The organism is Brenneria sp. L4-2C (genome assembly GCF_040240335.1).
Lineage (GTDB): Bacteria > Pseudomonadota > Gammaproteobacteria > Enterobacterales > Enterobacteriaceae > Brenneria.
In genome coordinates this window covers 140,594-160,684 of sequence record NZ_JBEIAC010000010.1, presented here as the reverse complement: position 1 = coordinate 160,684, position 20,091 = coordinate 140,594, and the positions used below count along the sequence as shown (strand labels likewise).

The window sequence follows — 20,091 nt, the reverse complement described above, 5'->3', positions numbered from 1 at the left end:
AATCGCAGCGTTCACCTATATCCGGCGGCAGATGGATGGACAGAAAATCCCGCGCCACAGCAATATCGCTGAGAAAAAGTTTGAATACCTTATCATGTGATTGCATGTCGTCCCTGGCGAATGGCGTTCCCTAAGAACTCACGATAACGCCTGCCGCTCGCGGGTAAAGGTAATACGCCCCACCCTGCAAACACGCTCGCAAGAAAAAATTTCCGGGAGAAATTTTTAACGTCGCTTGCGACGGCCCGAAGGGTGGCGGGCAGGGATAGCCCGCAAGAAAAAATTGTCAGGAGCAATTTTTAACGTCTCTTGCGACGACCCGGATGGCTGAGGGATCCCCAGAAATTGAAATATGTAACGCCGGAGAATATTTCGTGCGCGATAAAGCCGCCATTTTTCTGCTACGTCGTAGCACGCGCCCGACGCAGGGTGGTTCAAACGCCACCACCCTCCGGACCCGGGCTTGTGGCTGAAATCACGCCGCTAACGCGGTTCCTTCGGCGGGCGTCCCCTTTTTCGAACCGCCAGTGACGCGGAATACTCGCCCCATCCATGGGGCTCGCCCTGCGGGCCAGCACAAGTGCTGTTCAAAAACGCTCCAGGCGTTTTTGTCCGACGCAGCACTGGCTTGAGCCGCATCCTTGCGGCTCATTCGCGGGGTCGTCCATCTCAGCGTAATTTCTTACGCCATGGGGTGAACAGCTTAAACACTGATTTTATATTTAATATCAGCATTTTAAATATAAAATACAAAAAAATTATTTTTGTGGGGATTCCTCAGCACGCCATAAAAAAAGCCCGGCGACGCAAAACGCCGCCGGGCCGTCACATCAGCTAACTGTCGAGCCGCTGTGAATTATTTTTTGCTTTTATCCTGCAACTGCTCGACCTGCGGCACGCCGGCCTTGGAAGAAGACAGCAGCCCGGTACTCGCATAATTGAACAGTTTTTCACGCGTATCGGTGATATCCAGGTTACGCATGGTCAACTGACCGATACGGTCGTCCGGCGAGAATACGGAATCGCCTTTTTCCATCGTCAGCCGTTCCGGCTTGTAGGTCAGGTTGTCGGAAACGGTGTTCAGGATGGAGTAGTCGTTGCCGCGACGCAGCTCCAGCGTGACTTCGCCGGTGATGGCGCTGGCGATCCAACGTTGAGAAGAATCACGCAGCATCAGCGCCTGGGAATCGAACCAACGTCCCTGATACAGGAAGCGACCCAGTTGACGGCCATTGGCATGATACTGTTCGATGGTGTCTTCGTTGTGAATACCGGTCAGCAGACGCTCATAAGCGATATGCAGCAACGCCATTCCCGGCGCTTCATAAATACCGCGGCTCTTCGCTTCGATAATACGGTTTTCAATCTGGTCGCTCATGCCTAAGCCGTGACGTCCGCCAATGCGGTTGGCTTCCAGCATCAGTTCCACATCGTCGGCGAACGTTTTGCCGTTCAGCGCAACCGGATGGCCGCGATCAAAACGAACCGTCACTTCTTCCGCCGCGATTTTTACGTTTTCATCCCAGAATTTAACGCCCATGATCGGGTTAACGATTTTGATGCTGGAATTCAGGAACTCCAGATCCTTGGCTTCGTGCGTCGCGCCCAGCATATTGGAGTCGGTGGAATAGGCTTTTTCGGCCGACATTTTGTAATCAAAACCGGCCTGCGTCATAAACTCGGACATCTCCTGACGGCCGCCCAGCTCATCGATAAAGTCGGTATCCAGCCAGGGTTTGTAGATTTGCAGCTCGGCATTGGTCAGCAGACCATAGCGATAAAAACGCTCGATATCGTTGCCCTTATAGGTGCTGCCGTCGCCCCAGATATTGACGCCGTCTTCTTTCATCGCCGCAACCAGCATGGTGCCGGTTACCGCGCGCCCCAGCGGCGTGGTGTTGAAATAGGTGACGCCGGCGGTGGTGTTATGGAAAGCGCCGCATTGAATTGCCGCGATACCTTCCGCAACCAGTTGCTTACGGCAATCGACCAGCCGGGCGTTTTCCGCGCCGTATTCCATCGCGCGGCGAGGGATCTCATCGTAATCATCCTCATCCGGCTGACCCAGATTCGCGGTATAAGCATAAGGAACCGCGCCTTTTTGACGCATCCAAAGCAGTGCGGCGCTGGTATCCAGACCACCGGAAAACGCAATACCAATACGCTGACCAACCGGAAGATGTTTGAGAATCGTTGTCATAAATAAAATCCCTGCTCGAAGATCGATGGCTAGAAACTAGCTGCTATACCATTATGTTACGCAATACATTGCTGAGAGGCCATGACTTCGCCGAATGGCGGTTTGGTCCGGTTCGTCTTATCGGCAAAACCGCTCTCAGGAAATGCATATTTATGCAAAATAAGTGAGTGATAATTTAATCATCTTTTTGCCGGCACAGGAAGAGAAGAGTCGTGCTTTAGGCAAAAAAAATCCGCACTCGATTTGCGCCCAAGTGGTCGAGTATAACGCGATTTCATCAACACGCTAAGCGGTAAAGACCGGTTACGCGACCCAAATTACAAAAATAAAACATCGTTTCATTTTATTTGGATTCTTTGCTATTCTGCTTTCTCCCTCAGTATATTGCTGGAGATGCTATGTCTAAAAAAGTCGCCATTCTGCTGGCTCCCGGTTTTGAAGAAGCAGAAGCGATTATGGTGATTGATGTACTGCACCGCATGAAAATAGATGTCGCCATGCTGTCGTGCGACGACAGGCTGGAGCTGTACAGCTATCACAATATTCGTATGTTTGCCGATGACCTGCTGGAAAGGAATCGCGATGTCCTGTTTGACGCGGTAATTATTCCCGGCGGCCCGCAGGGAACGGTCAATCTGGCAGCCAATCCCCTGGTGGTTGAATTCATTCGCCGCCACGATGAAGCCAACCGGTTGATCTGCCCAATCTGTTCTGCGGCGGCGCGCGTACTGGGCGGCAATCATTTATTGAAAGGCCGACGTTATGTGTGCTCGGGCGAACTGTGGCAAAACGTGACCGACGGAACCTACGTCAACGAGAAAGTCGTCGAAGACGGCAACCTGATCAGCGGTAAAGGACTGGGCGTCGCGTTTGATTTCGCCTTCACTATCGCCTACCGGCTGACCGGCGATAAGGAAGACACGAATTTTCAGGTTGAACATATCGATTACGACTACTGGCGCGTACCCGAGTAAATCACCTCTTCAGCGCGACGTGATGTGTCGCGCTGCCGGCTTATTCCCCCTGATACCCTGCCTCGCCATCGTGCTGCCGCCCGGATCGTCAGCCTCACCGCAGACAACGCTGTAAAATCGTCCTGATTTAGCGCCATCATGTCCCGATTTGGCCTTCTTTACCCCGCGCGATTAGCCCATCATGGCTAGCAAACAGCACATACCGCATCTGACTAACGGGGAAATACCATGTCTCACAGCGCATTACTGATTATCGACGTTCAGGAATCATTCCAGCAGCGTCCCTTCTGGCAGGAACAGGATGTCCCGGCATTCCGGCAGGCATTGCTACGCCTGATTGAAGGCTGTCAACAACAGGGCGCGGCGCTGATTGATATCTTCCATGTCGCGCCCGCAGGCCCGTTCTCCCTGGCATCCGGCCATGTAAAACGCCTGCCGTTCTTAACGCATACGCCGAATGCGCAGTTCCACAAACATGTGCATAATGCCATTACCGAGTCAGGCCTTCAGCAGTGGCTGCACGACCATGCGATCCAACATCTGATTATCGCCGGCATGCGTACCGAGCAGTGTTGCGAAACCACCGCCCGCGTCGCTTCCGATCTCGGCTATCGCGTCACTTTCGTCACCGAGGCGACCATGACGTTTCCGATAACGCATCGGGGCGTGACATTGAGCGCCGAACAGTTAAAACACCGGACGGAAACGGTATTGATCGATCGCTTCGCGGCGATTTGCAGCGTGGATGAATGTCTGGAAAAACTGGCCAACTGACAGATGAGAAAACAGGTTTACTTCCTTACGCTGCCCGGCGTACTGGCGCTTGATTTAGCCGGCCCCGCCGAAACGCTGCGGCTGGCCGGGCAGTTCGATCTGCACCATATCGGCCCGGAAAACGAAGTGCGTTGTTCTACCGGACTGACGCTGAGCCGGTTGGCGCCGTTGCCCGACGCCCTGCCGGCAGGCGGTATTCTCATCATCCCCGGCGTGACCGATTCCCTGCATCATTTTTCCCTGCCGCAGACGATAGCCGCCCGCCGCTGGCTGGAACGGCTCAAGCCCGCGCTGAGCGCGCAAACCCTGACGCTGGTCTGCGTGTGCGCCGGCGCGCTGCTGGCGGCGCAGGCCACCTTGCTGGATGGCTACCAATGCACCACCCACCATAATCTTATTGCACGTTTGGCTCAGTCGGCGCCGCTGGCTCAGGTTAAAGATAACCGCATTTTTGTCGAAGACCGCGGCATCTATACCAGCGCCGGCATTACCGCCGGTATCGATCTTGCGCTGCATTTGGTCGGACAACTTCTCGATACCCGCAGCGCATTGCAGATTGCCCGCGAGATGGTGGTCTATTTCCGCCGTACCGGCAGCGACGCGCAGCTTTCGCCGTGGCTACAGTATCGCAATCATCTGCATCCGGTTATTCACCGCGCGCAGGACATCATGTCCGCCGAGCCGGAAGCCGCGTGGCCGCTCTCCGTCATTGCGGACAAAGTGCATGTCAGCAGCCGCCACCTCACCCGCCTGTTCCGCGCACATCTGGGGATCAGCGTACGTGAATACCATGAGCGACTGCGCGTTGCGGTCGCGCAACAGCGTCTGCGGCAGGGCGTAGGGCTGGAGAAATCCGCCCTGCTGGCCGGTTTTTCCTCGGCCCGCCAGTTACGCCGCGCGCAGCTGCGCCAGAGACAGCAAGACGAGTAACCGGCCTTAACTGACCAGACGCCGGCTGTCGATTTTCTGTAACGCCATCGACAACAGCAGGCTACCCAGCAAGGCGGCGCTGAAGATGTAAAAGATATCCAACACAGGCTGCGACGGGATATCCATACCGTGGGTGCGCAGATAGTGAATGATCGGCGCATGAAAACCGTAAATCGCCAGCGAATGGCGCGATATCAGATCAAATCCGGGCAGCACGCGGTGGTTCAGATAACGTTTGAACGCCATCAGCAGGCTGACCGCCGCCAGAAAAACCAGCGGGCCGCCGTAGAGGTAAAACGTCTGATTGAAATTATCGTTCAGCAACGAGTGATGTTTTGTTCCCATCGCCACCAGCAACACGCACAAAATAAACGCCGGAATGGCCGCCAGCGCCGCGCGCCGGGGAATATCCAGCATGCCGAGCGCCCGGCCGACCAGCGCATACAGCAGATAGTAAAAGGTATCGCCGTAGACATAGAGGTTTACCGGCAATAGCTTAACGCCGGCAAAATCAACCTGTCCCGTATTGGGGTTGGCAATCACCGCCAGCGCCACGATGAAAATCGCCAGATACTTGCCCGACACGGGCTTGACGTGAATTAACGGTGAGAGCAGATAGATCACCACAATCGCATAGAAAAACCACAGGTGATAAAAAATCGGTTTTTGCAGGAAATATCTGGCGGCGTTCAGCGGGTTGATTGGCGTTAGCGTCGCCATATAAATCAGCGAGACGACGCTATAAAACAGAATACACAAGCCAATCCGCAGAAAATGTTTTTGCCGCGCGCTGCGCTCGCCAAAAAACAGATAGCCGGAAATCATGAAGAACAGCGGCACGCAAACCCGCGAGGCCGAATTAAGGATATTCGCCACATCCCAGTGCGTATCGCCCGGCGCGCCGCCGGCGGTGATGTAGTAGGTTGTGCTATGAATCAGAACGACCATCAGGCAGGCCACCGCCCGCAGGTTATCAATCCAGCCGATCTTCCCGGTCATGCATAACCTCTTGGAGAGACAAAGGATATCGCACAGGGTAGAGCCTGTTGATAAGCCATACAATGGGGAATGGGCTGAATACGAGACGCCGCCATGCGCGCCCTACCTCGGGCGCGCGCCAGCGGGCGGTATAAAAATGGTGTTGTCGCGCATAAAACATTCAATTGCCGGGACTCGCCCGTCGCGCCTCCGCCGGCAAAGCGGAGGCGCGATAGCGAATCAGAACAGCCCCAGCGGTTTATCCGAATAGCTCACCAGCAAACATTTGGTTTGCTGGTAATGCTCCAGCATCATCTTGTGGTTTTCGCGTCCGATGCCCGACTGTTTGTAACCGCCGAACGCCGCGTGCGCCGGATAAGCATGGTAGCAGTTGGTCCAGACGCGTCCGGCCTGAATACCGCGCCCCATCCGGTAGGCCACGCTGCCGTTGCGGCTCCATACGCCCGCGCCGAGACCGTATTCGGTGTCGTTCGCGATCTCCAGCGCATCATCCATAGTTTTGAAGGTCGTCACCGCCAGCACCGGCCCGAAGATCTCTTCCTGGAACACCCGCATACTGTTTTTACCAAACAGAATCGTGGGTTCCAGATAATATCCCTGCGCCAGGTCGCTGGGCATCGCTTTACGCTGGCCCCCCGTCAGCACGCGGGCGCCTTCTTTCTTACCGATATCGATGTAGTTGAGAATGGTATCCATCTGTCCGGCGGACACCTGAGCGCCCATCATGGTTTTGTCGTCCAGCGGATGACCGATACGAATGGATTCCACGCGCTTAATCGCCCGCTCCATAAAACGCTCGTAGATGGATTCCTGAACCAGCGCCCGGCTCGGACAGGTACAGACTTCGCCCTGATTAAAGGCGAACAGCGTGAACCCTTCCAACACTTTGTCAAAGAAGCTGTCTTCTTTATCCATCACATTCGCAAAAAAGATATTAGGCGATTTGCCGCCCAGCTCCAGCGTAACCGGCGTCACGTTCTGCGCCGCATAACCCATGATTTGCTGACCTACTTCCGTCGAACCGGTAAACGCCACTTTGGCGACGCGCTTCGAGGTCGCCAGATATTCACCAATCTCGCTGCCTGACCCGTTCACCACGTTAATCACGCCCGGCGGCAGAATATCCTGAATCAACTCCATCAGCACCAGCACCGACACCGGCGTCAGCTTGGCGGGCTTAAGCACGATACAGTTTCCCGCCGCCAGCGCGGGCGCCATTTTCCAGCAGGCCATCAATAGCGGGAAATTCCAGGGAATGATCTGGCCGACGACGCCCAGCGGTTCATGGAAATGATAGGCCACGGTATCGCCGTCGATTTCACTGATAGCCCCCTCCTGCGAGCGAATGCAGGCGGCAAAATAGCGGAAGTGATCAATCGCCAGCGGCACATCCGCGCCGCGGGTTTCCCGAATGGGTTTACCGTTATCCCAGGTTTCCACCATCGCCAGACGTTCAAGGTTTTGCTCCATTCGGTCGGCAATGCGGTTCAGAAGCAGCGCGCGTTGCTGCACGGACATGGCGCCCCATTCGGCTTTCGCCTGGTGGGCGGCGTCCAGCGCGTGATCGACATCCCGCGAGGTGGAACTGGCGACTTCACACAGCGGCTGGCCGGTCACCGGCGTGAGATTAACAAAATACTCTCCCTCATCAGGCGGGACCCAAGCTCCTCCGATAAAGTTGTCGTAACGTTTTTTCAGATTAAGCGCGTCGTATTCACCGGTCGTCGTCCGGCTTTCAGCGATGTCATATGCCATGTCAATCTCCTTCTCGCGGTCTGGGTACGCGGCGGAGCCGCAGTGAAAACAGGGGCAATGTGAAAACGAACGTGAGTCAGGGAACATGGTTAAATCGTAAGCAGGGATCGGCGTTTATGACAGCGCCCAGGCAGGGAGAAATAGTCACTCTTCGAGATGGGTCACATTTTTGCAACCATAAATAAACAAATAAGCAACCAGCAATCCACGCGCGATCGCGGTTCGCAGAGAAAAGTTCGCATCGGCCGGGAGGCGGTGAAATAATACCGGTATGAATCAGCGACACGAACACAGGTATTCCAGGTGAAAAGCGTTAATCCACAAACGATCGCGCTGCCGACAGGCGCATGCAGGCGGACAGTCAGCCATCAGGGGACGCTGGCGCAGCCGCAGGCCGACTGGCTGGCGGAGGAAGTGCCGGTGGCGCTGGTCTATAACGGTATTTCACATGTGGTGATGATGGCGTCGCCGAAAGATCTTGAGCTGTTCGCGCTGGGATTTTCCCTGTCCGAGGGCATCATCCAGTCGCCGCAGGATATTTACGGCATAGACGTGCAACCGGCGTGCAACGGCATTGAAGTTCAGATCGAGCTTTCCAGCCGCCGCTTCGCTGGTTTAAAAGAACGGCGTCGGTCGATGGATGGCCGTACCGGCTGCGGCGTCTGCGGCGTGGAGCAACTGGCGGAGATCGGCAAGCCCGTTACGCCCCTGCCCTTTACCCAAACTTTTTCGCTCGGCCGCCTTGAGTCGGCGTTGACGCAGTTGAAGAACGTACAGCAGGTGGGTCAGTTGACGGGTTGTACGCATGCCGCGGCCTGGATTACGCCGGAGGGCGCGCTAAGCGGCGGCTGCGAGGATGTCGGACGCCACGTCGCGCTGGATAAACTGCTCGGCATGCGCGCGAAAAACCCCTGGCGGCAAGGCGCCGTGCTGGTTTCCAGCCGGGCCAGTTACGAGATGGTGCAAAAGTCCGCCATGTGCGGCGTGGAGATCCTGTTTGCGGTTTCCGCCGCCACCTCGTTGGCCGTGGAGGTCGCCGAGCGATGCAATTTGACGCTGGCGGGATTTTGTCGTCCGGGGCGCTGCACCATCTATACTCATCCGCAGCGGCTGCATGAATAACGGCCGGGATCAAAAAGCTTAGTCTGATGACGCATTACTTAGACTGATTTGTTTCATCACATAGCAGAAGCACATAACCGCTTGTTATACGGCCCTAAAACAACAAGCGGAAACGCCTTCAAACAAGAATAATCATTTTCAATATCATTTAATTAACTATAATGAACCTAATTCTTACGCGGTGCTAACAAAAGCGGTGCCGCAAAATTTTGTGTACTAGAATAATTGTGTACGATACCTGTTTTCAGTACTACAACACTTAGGTACGACAACCACGGAGATGCTAAACATGAGTTATTCACTACCGCCACTGCCTTATGCTTATGATGCGCTGGAGCCACATTTCGACAAACAAACGATGGAAATCCATCACTCCAAGCACCATCAGACCTACGTTAATAATTCTAATGCAGCGCTGGAATCCCTGCCTGAATTCGCACAACTGACGCCGGAAGAACTGATCGCGCAATTGGACAAAGTACCGGCGGATAAAAAGACCGCTTTACGCAACAACGTGGGCGGACACGCCAACCATAGCCTGTTCTGGAAAGGCCTGAAACTGGGTACGACGTTGACCGGCGATCTGAAAGCCGCCATTGAACGCGATTTCGGCAGCGTCGACGCTTTCAAAGAAAAATTTGAAAAGGCCGCCGCAACCCGATTTGGCTCCGGCTGGGCCTGGCTGGTACTGAAAGATGACGGCAAACTGGACGTTGTTTCCACCGCCAATCAGGATAGCCCGCTGATGGGCGAAGCCATTTCCGGCGCTTCCGGCTATCCGATTGTGGCGCTGGACGTCTGGGAACACGCTTACTACCTGAAATTCCAGAACCGTCGTCCTGACTATATCAAGGCGTTCTGGAACGTCGTCAACTGGGACGAAGCCGCCAAACGTTTCTCGGAAGCGAAAAAATAATCGGCCGCATTAATTACCCGTCAATTCATATTTGATAACAGAACCGGAATAACAAATTGTTATTCCGGTTTTTTATTTTCTTTTTACTTTCTGTTTTTCATACCTATTTTTCATCGCCGCGCCGTCACGGAAGATGTTAAAGTTTTATTACTTATTGCCGATAATTTATACGTGATTCTATCGCGTGGTTTTTATACCGATATGTTGTACTTCACACGACATCTTATGGCGCAACCTTCCATTGTCAGCGTGATAAAACGTGATGCGTGCGCCAGAGAACGTATTCTGTTTATGGGATAATGGAAGAAAAAATGGCGATAAAATTCGAAGATATCAACGTCGGTAAAAAATTAGGCTTAGGCTTCTTCCTGGTCTTAATAATGACGATCATTATTGCCGGCGCAGGCATCATGCACATTGAGGAATTACAAGAAAGCATTGATAAGGTGAACTTAAGCAACAATATCAATGATGAAATTAATCAGGCAAAATATTATCGCGTACGCTATAGCTCCACCTATGACCCTGAAGATATAAAACAAAACAATGTCAGCATCGATAAAATCAATACCTATGCCTCTCACGCCAAAGAACTGGACTGGCCGGAAAACATCAGCGAAAAATTTCCGCAGATAGAAAGTCTGATCGCCGAATATCGGCAAAAACAGCAAAACTACATTGAAGCCGTCGACAAAAAAGATAATGTCAGGAAAAGCTGGAATATTTCCGAAACGGAAGAACCATTAAAAAAATTGGGCGATCAATTAATTAGCGACTACAGCGCGACCGCGCTGCAATTACTGTTTACCGAACTGAATTATAAACTGATGGCCGTACGCTATCATGTCCGCGGCTTATTGCTGTCGCGCGATGAGGAAGCGCAGGAAAACCTCGCCGCCGCCATTAAAGAAGCACAGGCCACGCTGAATGAGCTGCATCAGCATCCGTATCTGACCGCGGAACAAAAGGCGACGCTTACGCCGGTTCTCAACACCCTGAGCGTTTATGAAGGGCGCGCCATGGCCTATATTCCCGCCTATCGGGAAGAGCTGGCTCAGGCGCAACAGCTGCAAAATATCGCTGAGCAGCTCAATCTGATCATCAAGTCCCTGCTGAACGAGCAGCTACAGCTCACGCAGCAGGACATCCGCACGGCCGAGATACAGATGGGTATCACCGCGCTGATTACCCTTATCCTTGGCTTGCTGATTTCCTGGTTTATCTCACGCCAGATAACGACGCCGCTGCATAACACGCTGAATATGGCCGAACGCATCGCCACCGGCGATCTTACCATGAGCCTCGACACCACCCGCCGTGATGAGCTGGGCCAGCTCATCAGAGCCATGTCGAAGATGAATGCCAACCTGCACAATATGATCGATGAGATCCGCATCGGCGTTAGCCAGATCTTCACCGCCTCAAGGGAGATCGTCGCCGGCAACACCGATCTGTCCTCGCGTACCGAGCAACAGGCCGCCGCCGTTGAACAAACCGCCGCCAGCATGGAACAGCTGACCGCAACGGTAAAACAAAATGCGGACAATGCGCATCACGCCAATACGCTGGTGATCAACGCCTCCCAAACGGCGAAACAAGGCGGCGAGCAGGTGAATAACGTGGTGAAAACCATGACGGAGATTGAGCACAGCTCCCGACGTATCGCGGAGATCACCTCGGTGATTAACGGCATCGCTTTCCAGACCAATATTCTGGCCCTGAACGCCGCCGTTGAAGCCGCCCGCGCGGGCGAGCAAGGCCGGGGATTCGCCGTGGTCGCCAGCGAAGTTCGCAATCTGGCGCAGCGCAGTTCGCAGGCGGCCAAAGAAATCGCCAGCCTGATCGCCGAATCCGTCGAACAGGTGAGCCACGGGGCAACGCTGGTCGGCAACGCGGGTAAAACGATGAATGATATCGTCACCTCTGTGACCCAGGTACATAGCATTATGGGCGAGATCGCCACCGCGTCGGATGAACAGAGCCGGGGAATTACGCAGATCAATCAGGCGATTGTGGAAATGGACAGCACCACCCAGCAGAATGCCGCGCTGGTTCAACAGTCCTCCGCGGCGGCGGATTCGCTGGAAGAGCAGGCCGCGTTGCTCAAACAGGCGGTTTCCGTATTTCGACTGGCGAACGCACAGGACGATGACTCGCCGGCCGGCATCGCGCTTTCCCGCCCATCGCCGCAGTTGGGTTTTAAACAGTAACGTCCGCAAACCGCCGGAGGACGAATAAACGGCGCCCGGCGTCATTCCCACCGTCATTCTCGCGTAGGCGGGAATCAGTCAATGACTGTCTATGGTTTCAGCCGGCGATCCCCGCCTACTGCCGCGGGGATGACGAGGCGTTAACAGGGTGCCGAAGTATTAACGGGGATAATAAGGTAGCGGCAGATACGCCTCCCCACCGTCATTCTCGCGTAGGCGGGAATCAGTCAATGACTGTCTACGGTTTCAGCAGGCGATCCCCGCCGACTACCGCGGGGATGACGAGGAGTTAACGGGGATGACGCAGTGTTGACGGGAATGGCGAGGGGTTAACTGGGCGCCGAAGTATTACGGGGATAATAAGGTAGCGGCAGATACGCCTCCCCACCGTCATTCTCGCGTAGGCGGGAATCAGTCAATGGCTGTCTACGGTTTCAGCTGGCGATCCCCGCCTACTGCCGCGGGGATGACGAGGAGTTAACGGGGATGACGAGGGGTTAACTGGGTGCCGGAGTATTAACGGGGATAACAAGGTTGCGGCAGAGACGCCTCCCCACCGTCATTCTCGCGTAGGCGGGAATCAGTCAATGGCTGTCTACGGTTTCAGCTGGCGATCCCCGCCTACTACCGCGGGGATGACGAGGAGTTAACGGGGATGACACAGTGTTAACGGGAATAGCGAGGCGTTAACTGGGTGCCGGAGTATTAACGGGGATAACAAGGTTGCGGCAGAGGCACATCCCCACCGTCATTCTCGCGTAGACGGGAATCAGTCAATGACTGTCTACGGTTTCAGCCGGCGATCCCCGCCGACTACCGCGGGGATGACGAGGAGTTAACGGGAATGGCGAGGCGTTAACTGGGTGCCGGAGTATTAACGGGGATAACAAGGTTGCGGCAGAGACACATCCCCACCGTCATTCTCGCGTAGACGGGAATCAGTCAATGACTGTCTACGGTTTCAGCCGGCGATCCCCGCCTACTGCCGCGGGGATGACGAGGAGTTAACGGGGATGACGCAGTGTTGACGGGAATGGCGAGGGGTTAACTGGGCGCCGAAGTATTACGGGGATAATAAGGTAGCGGCAGAGATGCCTCCCCACCGTCATTCTCGCGTAGGCGGGAATCAGTCAATGGCTATCTACGGTTTCAGCAAGCGATCCCCGCCGACTGCCGCGGGGATGACGAGGAGTTAACGGGGATGTCGCGGCGTTAACGGGAATGGCGAGGGGTTAACAGGGTGCCGAAGTATTAACGGGGATAACAAGGTTGCGGCAGAGATGCCTCCCCACCGTCATTCTCGCGTAGGCGGGAATCAGCCAATGGCTGTCTACGGTTTCAGCCGGCGATCCCCGCCTACTACCGCGGGGATGACGAGGAGTTAACGGGGATGACGAGGGGTTAACTGGGTGCCGGAGTATTAACGGGGATAACAAGGTAGCGGCAGAGACGGAGCGGCGGGTTAAAATGCTTTGGGCGCGTAACCCGTCATCTCTTGCAAACCCATTTCGCGTCCCAGCGCCGTCATGGGATGCACCACCACCAATCCGCGTACGCTTTTCTTCAGCGCGCCCAGATTCGCCTGCTCTTTTTTGCTGATGGCGCGGCTAAATGGCAAACGGGCCAGCTTTTTCGCTTCCTGGCTGAGTTTCTGCTCCCTCACATTGCGCAGGCGTTCAATTTCCGCCGCCAGCTTCTCGCATGCTTCCAGATTAAGCGCTATCGCTTCGGCATCGCCCTGTTCAAGCAGGGAGATCTGCTTACGATTCAACTTATCCAATTGATCGCTAAGGCGTTTAATTTCTGTTTTTTCCTGCTCTTTCATAACGTATAAACCTGTATCATGGGAGAATCATGCGGGTGCAAGCATACACGAAACCGTGTCGCAGGTGCAGTGGTCAAGGGGAAGGAAACCTCGGCTAAAAGGCTTTTTTCAAGCTAATCCGGGAAATCAATTCCGTGAGCGATAACACCAGCGTGGAACGAATCATCTGCTGATAACGCTGTTGTTGCATGCCGATCAATACGTTATCGGCAGCGGCGGCGGGCAATGGCGGCTCGGCGGGCAATACGCTGACGCAGTGCAATTCGCCAATCGGGCCAAGAATTTCATCGTCGGTAAAATGATAATTATGCTCGTCGTGCGCCAATTCGTCGCTCAACGCCAGCAGCAATTCGGCATCCTCATACTCTTTACGGCTGATCATCCCTAACCCGTAAATCAGCTTGAGACGCACGCACAGATCCCCCAGCGGGCCGGTTCCCGTCATCAGCGGTTCAACCGCATATTTAACGGCATAGTCATCCTTGCGGAATACCTGCGACATCAGAATACTGACCGCTTCAGCTAATAACTCGGCGGCCCGGAGCATGAAATCACGTACCGTGGAGGCCGAATTGAGTGATTCAAGAACCCGGTTTTCAAACGCCTGTGTTTCTTCCATCGTCACTTCCATTGCGCTAATCCGTACACCGATTATCTCCAATCCGGTAACCTGACTTACCGACGGATACGGTGATGTCGGTTATGCCCGGCATCACCAGTTCCAAACATCAACGGTACTGAACGCAACCAGGGATCGCGCGCCGATTACTGCATGGCGTTATACACACTCACCGCCCGGGCGACAACTTCACTCTCCGCATCCAGACCGGAAATCTGCGCCAGCGCCGCCTGCGGCCCCAGTTTTTCCAGTAATGCGGCTAACTCCCGCGCTTGCGGATCCTGCTCGCTGCGGAAATGCATCGCCGCGGCAATGCCGGTGATCAGATTATCATGCGGCAATTGATATTCCAGCGTCCCCAGCAGCGGCTTAATCAGCCGGTCGCCCGCGCTCAGTTTACGCAGGGGCTGGCGTCCCACACGTTCAACATCATCATGCAGGTAAGGGTTTTCAAAGCGGCTGAGAATTTTATCGATATAGGCCGCGTGTTTCTCAGGATCGAAACCGTAACGTTGAATCAATACGGCGCCGCTCTCTTCCATCGCGCCTTTAACCACGGCGCGTATCTTCGGGTCAAGAATGGCGTCACGTACCGTCTGCCGTTTCGCCAACTGACCCAGATAGGCGGTGATGGCATGGCCGGTGTTCAGCGTAAACAGTTTGCGCTCGACAAACGCCATCAGGTTATCGGTCAGCTCCATCCCCGGAATGGCCGGCGGCGTTTCCTTGAACTGAGTCTGGTCGACGATCCATTCGCTGAAGGTTTCCACCGTAACGGCCAGGATATCGCCGCCGCCGGCTTCGGCAGGCGGGACGATACGGTCGACGGCGGAATCGACGAATCCCACATGTTCCTCAACCCACTGCCGCTGGTCGGCCGGCAACAGCTTCAGCACATGCTGTTTAAGCTGGCTGGTGCCGCGCACCATATTCTCGCAGGCGATAATGTTCAACGGACGCTCGTTGCCGTCGGCGCGACGTTTCACCAGCCCCTGCGCGATGGTTCCGGCGATCTTTTCCAGAATTTGCGGCCCGACGGCCGTGGTGACCAGATCGGCCTCGGCGATCAGCGCCACCGCGTCCTGACTGCCGCTGTGAACGGCGCTGACATTGCTGACGGCATCGAGCCGCGTTTGTTCGCCCACGATGCGTACCTGATAGCTATTACGGCTATTCAACGCATCCAACAGCGGCTGATTAACATCCGCAAAGGTCAGTTCGGTATCGGCGTCAGCCAACAGTTTACCGATGAACCCGCGACCGATATTACCAGCACCAAAATGTAATGCTTTCATCATGCTTTACCCTTTTAAAACAACATTCTGATAAGAGGCCGCCCGCAGGCGGCGTCACCGTTTCAGGCGCTCTTTTTGCCCGACAGCAGGTCGAGCACATCCTGTACGTTCTGGGTATGCGTCAGACGCTCAATCACGGATTCGTCGTCCAGCGCATTGGTCAGGCTGGTAATCACCTGAATGTGTTCGTTATTCCGGGCGGCAATACCGATAACCAGGCGCGCGACGTCATCGTCGCTCTCGCCGAAGCGCACGCCGTCGGGGTACTGACAGAAGACCACGCCGGTTTTCAGCACCTGGTCTTTGGCTTCGATCGTCCCGTGCGGCACCGCGATGGATTCGCCCAGATAGGTTGACGTCAGTTCTTCACGCTCCAACATCGCATCGACGTAGGCCGGCTCCACGTAACCGCCTTTCACCAGTTGCTCACCGGCAAAACGGATAGCCTGTTCTTTGCTTGCGGCCTGTTGGTTGAGGAAGACATTGGCGGCGCCAAGCTGGAACAGCGTGGCCCCTTCACCGACGACATCCGGTTTGGCGGCCGCGGTTGCCGGCGCCGGAGAAGCGCTGCCCTGCGCGGCGACCAGACGGGCGACCAGATCGCCATACAGTTGGCTATCGAGGAAGTTGGTCAGCGAGATGTGCTGAGCCTGCGGCGCATGGCGCAATGCGCGTTCGGTAAGATCGCGGTGGGTAATGACCAGATCGACATCCGGCGGCAGGTTATTGATGGCGCTGTTGGTGACGGAGACATTCGCCAGCCCGGCATCCTGCACTTTTTTGCGCAGCACGCCGGCGCCCATAGCGCTGGAGCCCATGCCGGCGTCGCAGGCAACGATGATTTTACGCACGGTGCTTAAATCGCCGCTGACGCCGGTACTGACGCTATCCGCGCCTTTGGTCGACGATTTCAACGCCTGCACGCGCCGAGTCGCTTCGTCGAGGTCTTCTTCAGGTTTGTTTTTCGTGCTTTTCAGCAGAACCACGGCAACTACGAAAGAGACGGCGAATGCCGCCACAATGGCCGTCAGGTTGGCGAAATAAGCGCCTTTCGGCGTCATGGCGAGCACAGCCAGAATAGAGCCCGGAGACGCCGGAGAAATCAGGCCGCCGCCCAGCAGGCTCAGCGTGAATACGCCGGTCATGCCGCCGAGGATAACGGCGATGATCAGGCGCGGATTCATCAGCACGTAGGGGAAGTAGATTTCGTGGATACCGCCAAAAAAGTGGATGATGGCCGCGCCCGGAGCGGACTCTTTGGCGTTGCCGCGGCCAAAAAGCATATACGCGACCAGTACGCCCAGACCGGGGCCAGGGTTGGTTTCAATCAGGAAGAAGATGGATTTGCCGGTTTCCGTCGCCTGCTGAATGCCCAGCGGCGAGAAGATACCGTGGTTGATGGCGTTGTTCAGGAACAGAATTTTTGCCGGTTCGACGAAGATAGAGGTCAACGGCAACAGGCTGTTGCGCACCATCACGTTAACGCCGGCGGCCAGCGCCTGCGAGAACACCTCGACCAGCGGACCGATAGCCAGAAACGACAGGATCGCCAGCAGCATACCGATGATGCCGGCAGAGAAGTTGTTGACCAGCATTTCAAAACCGCTTTTGATTTTGCCGTCAACCAGCGTGTCGAAGCGCTTAATCGCCCACCCTCCCAACGGACCGGCAATCATCGCTCCCATGAACATCGGGATATCGGTCCCGGCGATCACCCCGATGGTGGTGATGGCGCCGACCACGCCGCCGCGTTCGCCAAACACCAGACGGCCGCCGGTATAACCAATCAGCAACGGCAGCAGATAGGTGATCATGGGGCCGACCAGTTTCGCCAGCGTTTCGTTGGGAAGCCAACCGGTAGGAATAAACAGCGCGGTAATAATACCCCAGGCGATAAATGCGCCGATGTTGGGCATCACCATGTTGCTAAGAAAGCGACCAAAGTTCTGAACCTTGATCTTGATGTCTGGTGAAAGCATAAAAACACACTCCTGTTGAACGCGCTGACGTTGAGAGCGCGTGGTCATTTTCGTGAGACGGAGTGAGTAATTTCCGTCCGATCCCCGTATGCAGATCGGACTCTAGCATTCTGTTTTCACTTAGCAATCGAAGGGAAATTTGTGACAAATATCACACATTTGAAAAACATGTGAGTCACAAATTAGTGATGGAGTTCACAAAAGACGGGATTTTGGACAAATATTGCGCATTCACACGTTAGCGGAGATGTGACAAGAATCACAATTCCGCAACATGCTTTTGTATCGCTTATGAGAGATAAATCACAATTTATTTTCGGCTGAACGCCAAATCAGGAGCACGGAACATTCTAACGCTTTACCGCGCCATTCAACGCACTCATCAAACTCTGTTGTTGAACCGCGAGCGCCGCCACCATGCCGTTATATTGAGCAACCTGCTGCGGCGTACGGAATTGCACCGAATCGCCGTTAAAGATCGCCTGATCGCCCTGCGCTTCGAGGTAGTCGCCTACCTGAATCAGACTTTGTACAAACGAGATGGCGCCGGGAATGATTGGCAGTAAGACATTGGTCGGCTGCGTAACGACCTGCGCGTACAGTCGATGATAGATAACCTGTAGCTCTTCCGGCTGTTTGAGCTGGCGCAGCGCATTGTCTGCCTGCGACTTGGCCGTCTGAATCTGCTGTCCCAGCAGGTTTACCGCGGCGGCGGACTGGCGAAGATTATCGCGCTGCAACAGATAATCCTGCGGTACGCGAATACGGGAAACCTGATCCAGCATCGGCGTCAGGCTGCCCGCCACCGCTTGATCGAACTGCTGGGAAAAAGTGGTTAAAATAGCGTAATCGTTAACAAAAGGTCCGAATTGGGTCTTTTGCTCTTCCGTCAATACAGGTAATTTCCCATCCTGCGGCAAATGAATATTTTGCAGAAAACCGACGAACGCTTTGCGCTGGTCGGCCTCGGAATCGCCGCAGGCGGCCAGTTGCAGCGCCATAAAAAACATCAGAACCGGCAACAGCCAGCGTGAGTGAGATTCCATCAACCCTTTCATTCCATCCCCTTGTTTTGCATGCTTGCCAGGCGTCGCGATCTTCACAGAGAGAACCCGCCGCAAGCCTATTTCAGATAACCGTAAGCATAGTCGAATCAGTCGGTTCATGCCGCAGGGCGAAAAGCGGTGAACACCCCGCTACGCTTGCCGCGCGGGCGCGTCAAAATAATAGCGGACGGGAGCGTCAGGGGAATGGGTGCTTCAAAAATGAGCAATTCACCTATATTGGTGCAACGGGAACGCGGGTTTTATTTCGGCATATTAAGAAGGCAATAGATTTAGACCTTAATTAAGCGTGGGTTTGAATCAATATCCCGTCGTTTCTTGTTTCACAGATTAAAATTCTGCCAGATTTCGATATTTTCATGGCTTGATTTTTGCTGATCTTTTTTACCCTCTTTTTCAGGTAAGGACAGATTATGGAACTCACTTCTTATTCCAGTCAGCAGAATGGTTTCCGTTGCGCCTCGCATATTCAAGAGCTGGCCCAGCATAGTCAACTCCTTACTGACTGGTCATTACGCTACGACCAGATTTCTCAGGGCCGATTCGAAGGCGAGATTAAAGAAGCCTGGCTGGATGGCGTGCAATTTTACGAAGAGCGGCTGTCGCAATCGGTGTTTCAAAGCGGTGAAGGCCGCGCGGATACGCTCTGTTTAGGGGTATTCAACGCCCTGTCGGGCGATACGCGCTGGATGGGAAAAAATCTGACGCTGCAGGATGTGACCTGGTCTTACAAGCGCGGCGAATTGATGCTGCAAACGCCTGAATACTCGTCATTGCAGGTATTAAGCATCCCGCTTTCCCTGATCCCCGATATGATCGATGAATTACCGCACGCCGTTTACGCCGTCAGGAACGATGCGTTGGCGTCTCGCATCAGGCAACAGATAACGGCAGTGCTCCACAGCATGATAGAGCATCCGCTACAGATGGCGGAAAAGCAGGCCAGACTTCAGTTCAAGAGCGACATCAGAGGCTTGGCGTTCGCCTTTTTCGATGTAATCGGCAAGCATCCCCCGGCGGTAAAACATTCGCGCCAGAAAGCGCAGCGCGTTGTGGCTAAAGCGCAGGAAGCGCTGATAGCCAACCGGGACCGGCCGCTGACCATGGATGAGCTATGCCTTATCACGCACACTTCCCGCCGCACGTTACAGAACTGTTTTGAGACGGTGACCGGGCAAAGTCCGGCCGTTTTTCTCAAAAACATGCGGCTGAACGGCGTGAAAAGGATGCTGGTTATGGGTAATGAAGCCTCGAATATCAGCGAGATCGCTTCAAAATGGGGGTTTTGGCACCTGTCTCAATTTACCGTCGACTATAAACGTTTGTTCGGCGAACTGCCGTCGCAGACCCTTAAAGCCATTCGCTGCCCCGGCTGAAATGTTTGCCAGATTTCGATAACGGCAACGTCCCACAGCTTCATAGACTGGCC

At 54.7% G+C, this 20,091-nt stretch carries 16 protein-coding genes; 7 read left to right on the top strand and 9 right to left on the bottom strand.

Annotation, left to right across the window (positions count from 1 at the left end; all coding sequences use genetic code 11):
- On the bottom strand, window positions 1-106 hold a 106-nt coding region (locus tag ABRZ26_RS15800), incomplete at its 3' end, for an Rpn family recombination-promoting nuclease/putative transposase (RefSeq protein WP_319605111.1).
- 750 nt (window positions 107-856) lie between these two features.
- Complete coding sequence (gene argG, locus ABRZ26_RS15795; RefSeq protein ID WP_319605100.1) at window positions 857-2,200, bottom strand: argininosuccinate synthase; 1,344 nt, start codon at window positions 2,198-2,200, stop codon at window positions 857-859.
- 398 nt (window positions 2,201-2,598) lie between these two features.
- Here argG and ABRZ26_RS15790 point away from each other — a divergent pair, with 398 nt between their 5' ends.
- The 3 genes from ABRZ26_RS15790 (at window position 2,599) to ABRZ26_RS15780 (ending at window position 4,878) form a co-directional block, all read left to right on the top strand.
- On the top strand, window positions 2,599-3,174 hold the full coding sequence (locus ABRZ26_RS15790; RefSeq protein WP_319605099.1) for a DJ-1/PfpI family protein: 576 nt from the start codon (window positions 2,599-2,601) through the stop codon (window positions 3,172-3,174).
- Between the two features lie 228 nt (window positions 3,175-3,402).
- Window positions 3,403-3,948 carry an isochorismatase family protein gene (locus tag ABRZ26_RS15785; protein ID WP_319605098.1) on the top strand — a complete coding sequence of 182 codons (546 nt, stop codon included), beginning with the start codon at window positions 3,403-3,405 and terminating at the stop codon, window positions 3,946-3,948.
- A gap of 3 nt (window positions 3,949-3,951) precedes the next feature.
- On the top strand, window positions 3,952-4,878 hold the full coding sequence (locus tag ABRZ26_RS15780; protein ID WP_319605097.1) for a GlxA family transcriptional regulator: 927 nt from the start codon (window positions 3,952-3,954) through the stop codon (window positions 4,876-4,878).
- 6 nt (window positions 4,879-4,884) lie between these two features.
- On the opposite strand, the gene ABRZ26_RS15775 is transcribed toward ABRZ26_RS15780, so the two are convergent.
- Both ABRZ26_RS15775 and exaC read right to left on the bottom strand, forming a co-directional pair.
- Window positions 4,885-5,877, bottom strand: coding sequence for an acyltransferase (locus ABRZ26_RS15775; protein WP_319605096.1), 993 nt, complete (start codon window positions 5,875-5,877; stop codon window positions 4,885-4,887).
- Window positions 5,878-6,096: 219 nt separating this feature from the next.
- Window positions 6,097-7,632, bottom strand: coding sequence for an acetaldehyde dehydrogenase ExaC (exaC, locus tag ABRZ26_RS15770; RefSeq protein WP_319605095.1), 1,536 nt, complete (start codon window positions 7,630-7,632; stop codon window positions 6,097-6,099).
- Window positions 7,633-7,935: 303 nt separating this feature from the next.
- Between exaC and fdhD the strand changes: the two genes are divergently transcribed.
- The 3 genes from fdhD (at window position 7,936) to ABRZ26_RS15755 (ending at window position 11,880) form a co-directional block, all read left to right on the top strand.
- Window positions 7,936-8,754 carry a formate dehydrogenase accessory sulfurtransferase FdhD gene (gene fdhD / locus ABRZ26_RS15765; RefSeq protein WP_319605094.1) on the top strand — a complete coding sequence of 273 codons (819 nt, stop codon included), beginning with the start codon at window positions 7,936-7,938 and terminating at the stop codon, window positions 8,752-8,754.
- A 289-nt stretch (window positions 8,755-9,043) separates the two neighbouring features.
- The gene (gene sodA / locus ABRZ26_RS15760) at window positions 9,044-9,670 is read left to right on the top strand and encodes a superoxide dismutase [Mn] (protein ID WP_319605093.1); all 627 of its coding nucleotides are present in this window, start codon (window positions 9,044-9,046) and stop codon (window positions 9,668-9,670) included.
- 311 nt (window positions 9,671-9,981) lie between these two features.
- Window positions 9,982-11,880 carry a methyl-accepting chemotaxis protein gene (locus ABRZ26_RS15755; RefSeq protein ID WP_319605092.1) on the top strand — a complete coding sequence of 633 codons (1,899 nt, stop codon included), beginning with the start codon at window positions 9,982-9,984 and terminating at the stop codon, window positions 11,878-11,880.
- Between the two features lie 1,462 nt (window positions 11,881-13,342).
- Here the strand turns inward: ABRZ26_RS15755 and ABRZ26_RS15750 are convergent.
- The 5 genes from ABRZ26_RS15750 to ABRZ26_RS15730 all read right to left on the bottom strand — a co-directional run bounded on the left by ABRZ26_RS15750 (window position 13,343) and on the right by ABRZ26_RS15730 (window position 18,644).
- On the bottom strand, window positions 13,343-13,705 hold the full coding sequence (locus ABRZ26_RS15750; protein WP_319605091.1) for a YibL family ribosome-associated protein: 363 nt from the start codon (window positions 13,703-13,705) through the stop codon (window positions 13,343-13,345).
- 94 nt (window positions 13,706-13,799) lie between these two features.
- Window positions 13,800-14,336: an MltR family transcriptional regulator gene (locus ABRZ26_RS15745; RefSeq protein ID WP_319605090.1), complete on the bottom strand. Its 537-nt coding sequence runs from the start codon at window positions 14,334-14,336 to the stop codon at window positions 13,800-13,802.
- A 134-nt stretch (window positions 14,337-14,470) separates the two neighbouring features.
- Window positions 14,471-15,619 carry a mannitol-1-phosphate 5-dehydrogenase gene (locus ABRZ26_RS15740; RefSeq protein ID WP_319605110.1) on the bottom strand — a complete coding sequence of 383 codons (1,149 nt, stop codon included), beginning with the start codon at window positions 15,617-15,619 and terminating at the stop codon, window positions 14,471-14,473.
- Between the two features lie 62 nt (window positions 15,620-15,681).
- Complete coding sequence (locus ABRZ26_RS15735) at window positions 15,682-17,598, bottom strand: PTS mannitol transporter subunit IICBA (RefSeq protein WP_319605089.1); 1,917 nt, start codon at window positions 17,596-17,598, stop codon at window positions 15,682-15,684.
- 350 nt (window positions 17,599-17,948) lie between these two features.
- On the bottom strand, window positions 17,949-18,644 hold the full coding sequence (locus tag ABRZ26_RS15730) for a DUF3053 domain-containing protein (protein ID WP_413587770.1): 696 nt from the start codon (window positions 18,642-18,644) through the stop codon (window positions 17,949-17,951).
- Between the two features lie 431 nt (window positions 18,645-19,075).
- Between ABRZ26_RS15730 and ABRZ26_RS15725 the strand changes: the two genes are divergently transcribed.
- The gene (locus ABRZ26_RS15725; protein ID WP_319605087.1) at window positions 19,076-20,038 is read left to right on the top strand and encodes a helix-turn-helix domain-containing protein; all 963 of its coding nucleotides are present in this window, start codon (window positions 19,076-19,078) and stop codon (window positions 20,036-20,038) included.
- Window positions 20,039-20,091 lie beyond the last annotated feature (53 nt).

What these genes read in the sequence shown, in the direction of transcription:
- ABRZ26_RS15780 (WP_319605097.1), top strand. Translation starts at nt 3,952, where the DNA reads ATGAGAAAACAGGTTTACTTCCTTACGCTGCCCGGCGTACTGGCGCTT.
- ABRZ26_RS15740 (WP_319605110.1), bottom strand. Translation starts at nt 15,619, where the DNA reads ATGAAAGCATTACATTTTGGTGCTGGTAATATCGGTCGCGGGTTCATC.
- ABRZ26_RS15750 (WP_319605091.1), bottom strand. Translation starts at nt 13,705, where the DNA reads ATGAAAGAGCAGGAAAAAACAGAAATTAAACGCCTTAGCGATCAATTG.
- exaC (WP_319605095.1), bottom strand. Translation starts at nt 7,632, where the DNA reads ATGGCATATGACATCGCTGAAAGCCGGACGACGACCGGTGAATACGAC.
- ABRZ26_RS15775 (WP_319605096.1), bottom strand. Translation starts at nt 5,877, where the DNA reads ATGACCGGGAAGATCGGCTGGATTGATAACCTGCGGGCGGTGGCCTGC.
- ABRZ26_RS15755 (WP_319605092.1), top strand. Translation starts at nt 9,982, where the DNA reads ATGGCGATAAAATTCGAAGATATCAACGTCGGTAAAAAATTAGGCTTA.
- ABRZ26_RS15725 (WP_319605087.1), top strand. Translation starts at nt 19,076, where the DNA reads ATGGAACTCACTTCTTATTCCAGTCAGCAGAATGGTTTCCGTTGCGCC.
- ABRZ26_RS15745 (WP_319605090.1), bottom strand. Translation starts at nt 14,336, where the DNA reads ATGGAAGTGACGATGGAAGAAACACAGGCGTTTGAAAACCGGGTTCTT.
- ABRZ26_RS15735 (WP_319605089.1), bottom strand. Translation starts at nt 17,598, where the DNA reads ATGCTTTCACCAGACATCAAGATCAAGGTTCAGAACTTTGGTCGCTTT.
- ABRZ26_RS15730 (WP_413587770.1), bottom strand. Translation starts at nt 18,644, where the DNA reads ATGGAATCTCACTCACGCTGGCTGTTGCCGGTTCTGATGTTTTTTATG.
- ABRZ26_RS15790 (WP_319605099.1), top strand. Translation starts at nt 2,599, where the DNA reads ATGTCTAAAAAAGTCGCCATTCTGCTGGCTCCCGGTTTTGAAGAAGCA.
- ABRZ26_RS15785 (WP_319605098.1), top strand. Translation starts at nt 3,403, where the DNA reads ATGTCTCACAGCGCATTACTGATTATCGACGTTCAGGAATCATTCCAG.
- argG (WP_319605100.1), bottom strand. Translation starts at nt 2,200, where the DNA reads ATGACAACGATTCTCAAACATCTTCCGGTTGGTCAGCGTATTGGTATT.
- sodA (WP_319605093.1), top strand. Translation starts at nt 9,044, where the DNA reads ATGAGTTATTCACTACCGCCACTGCCTTATGCTTATGATGCGCTGGAG.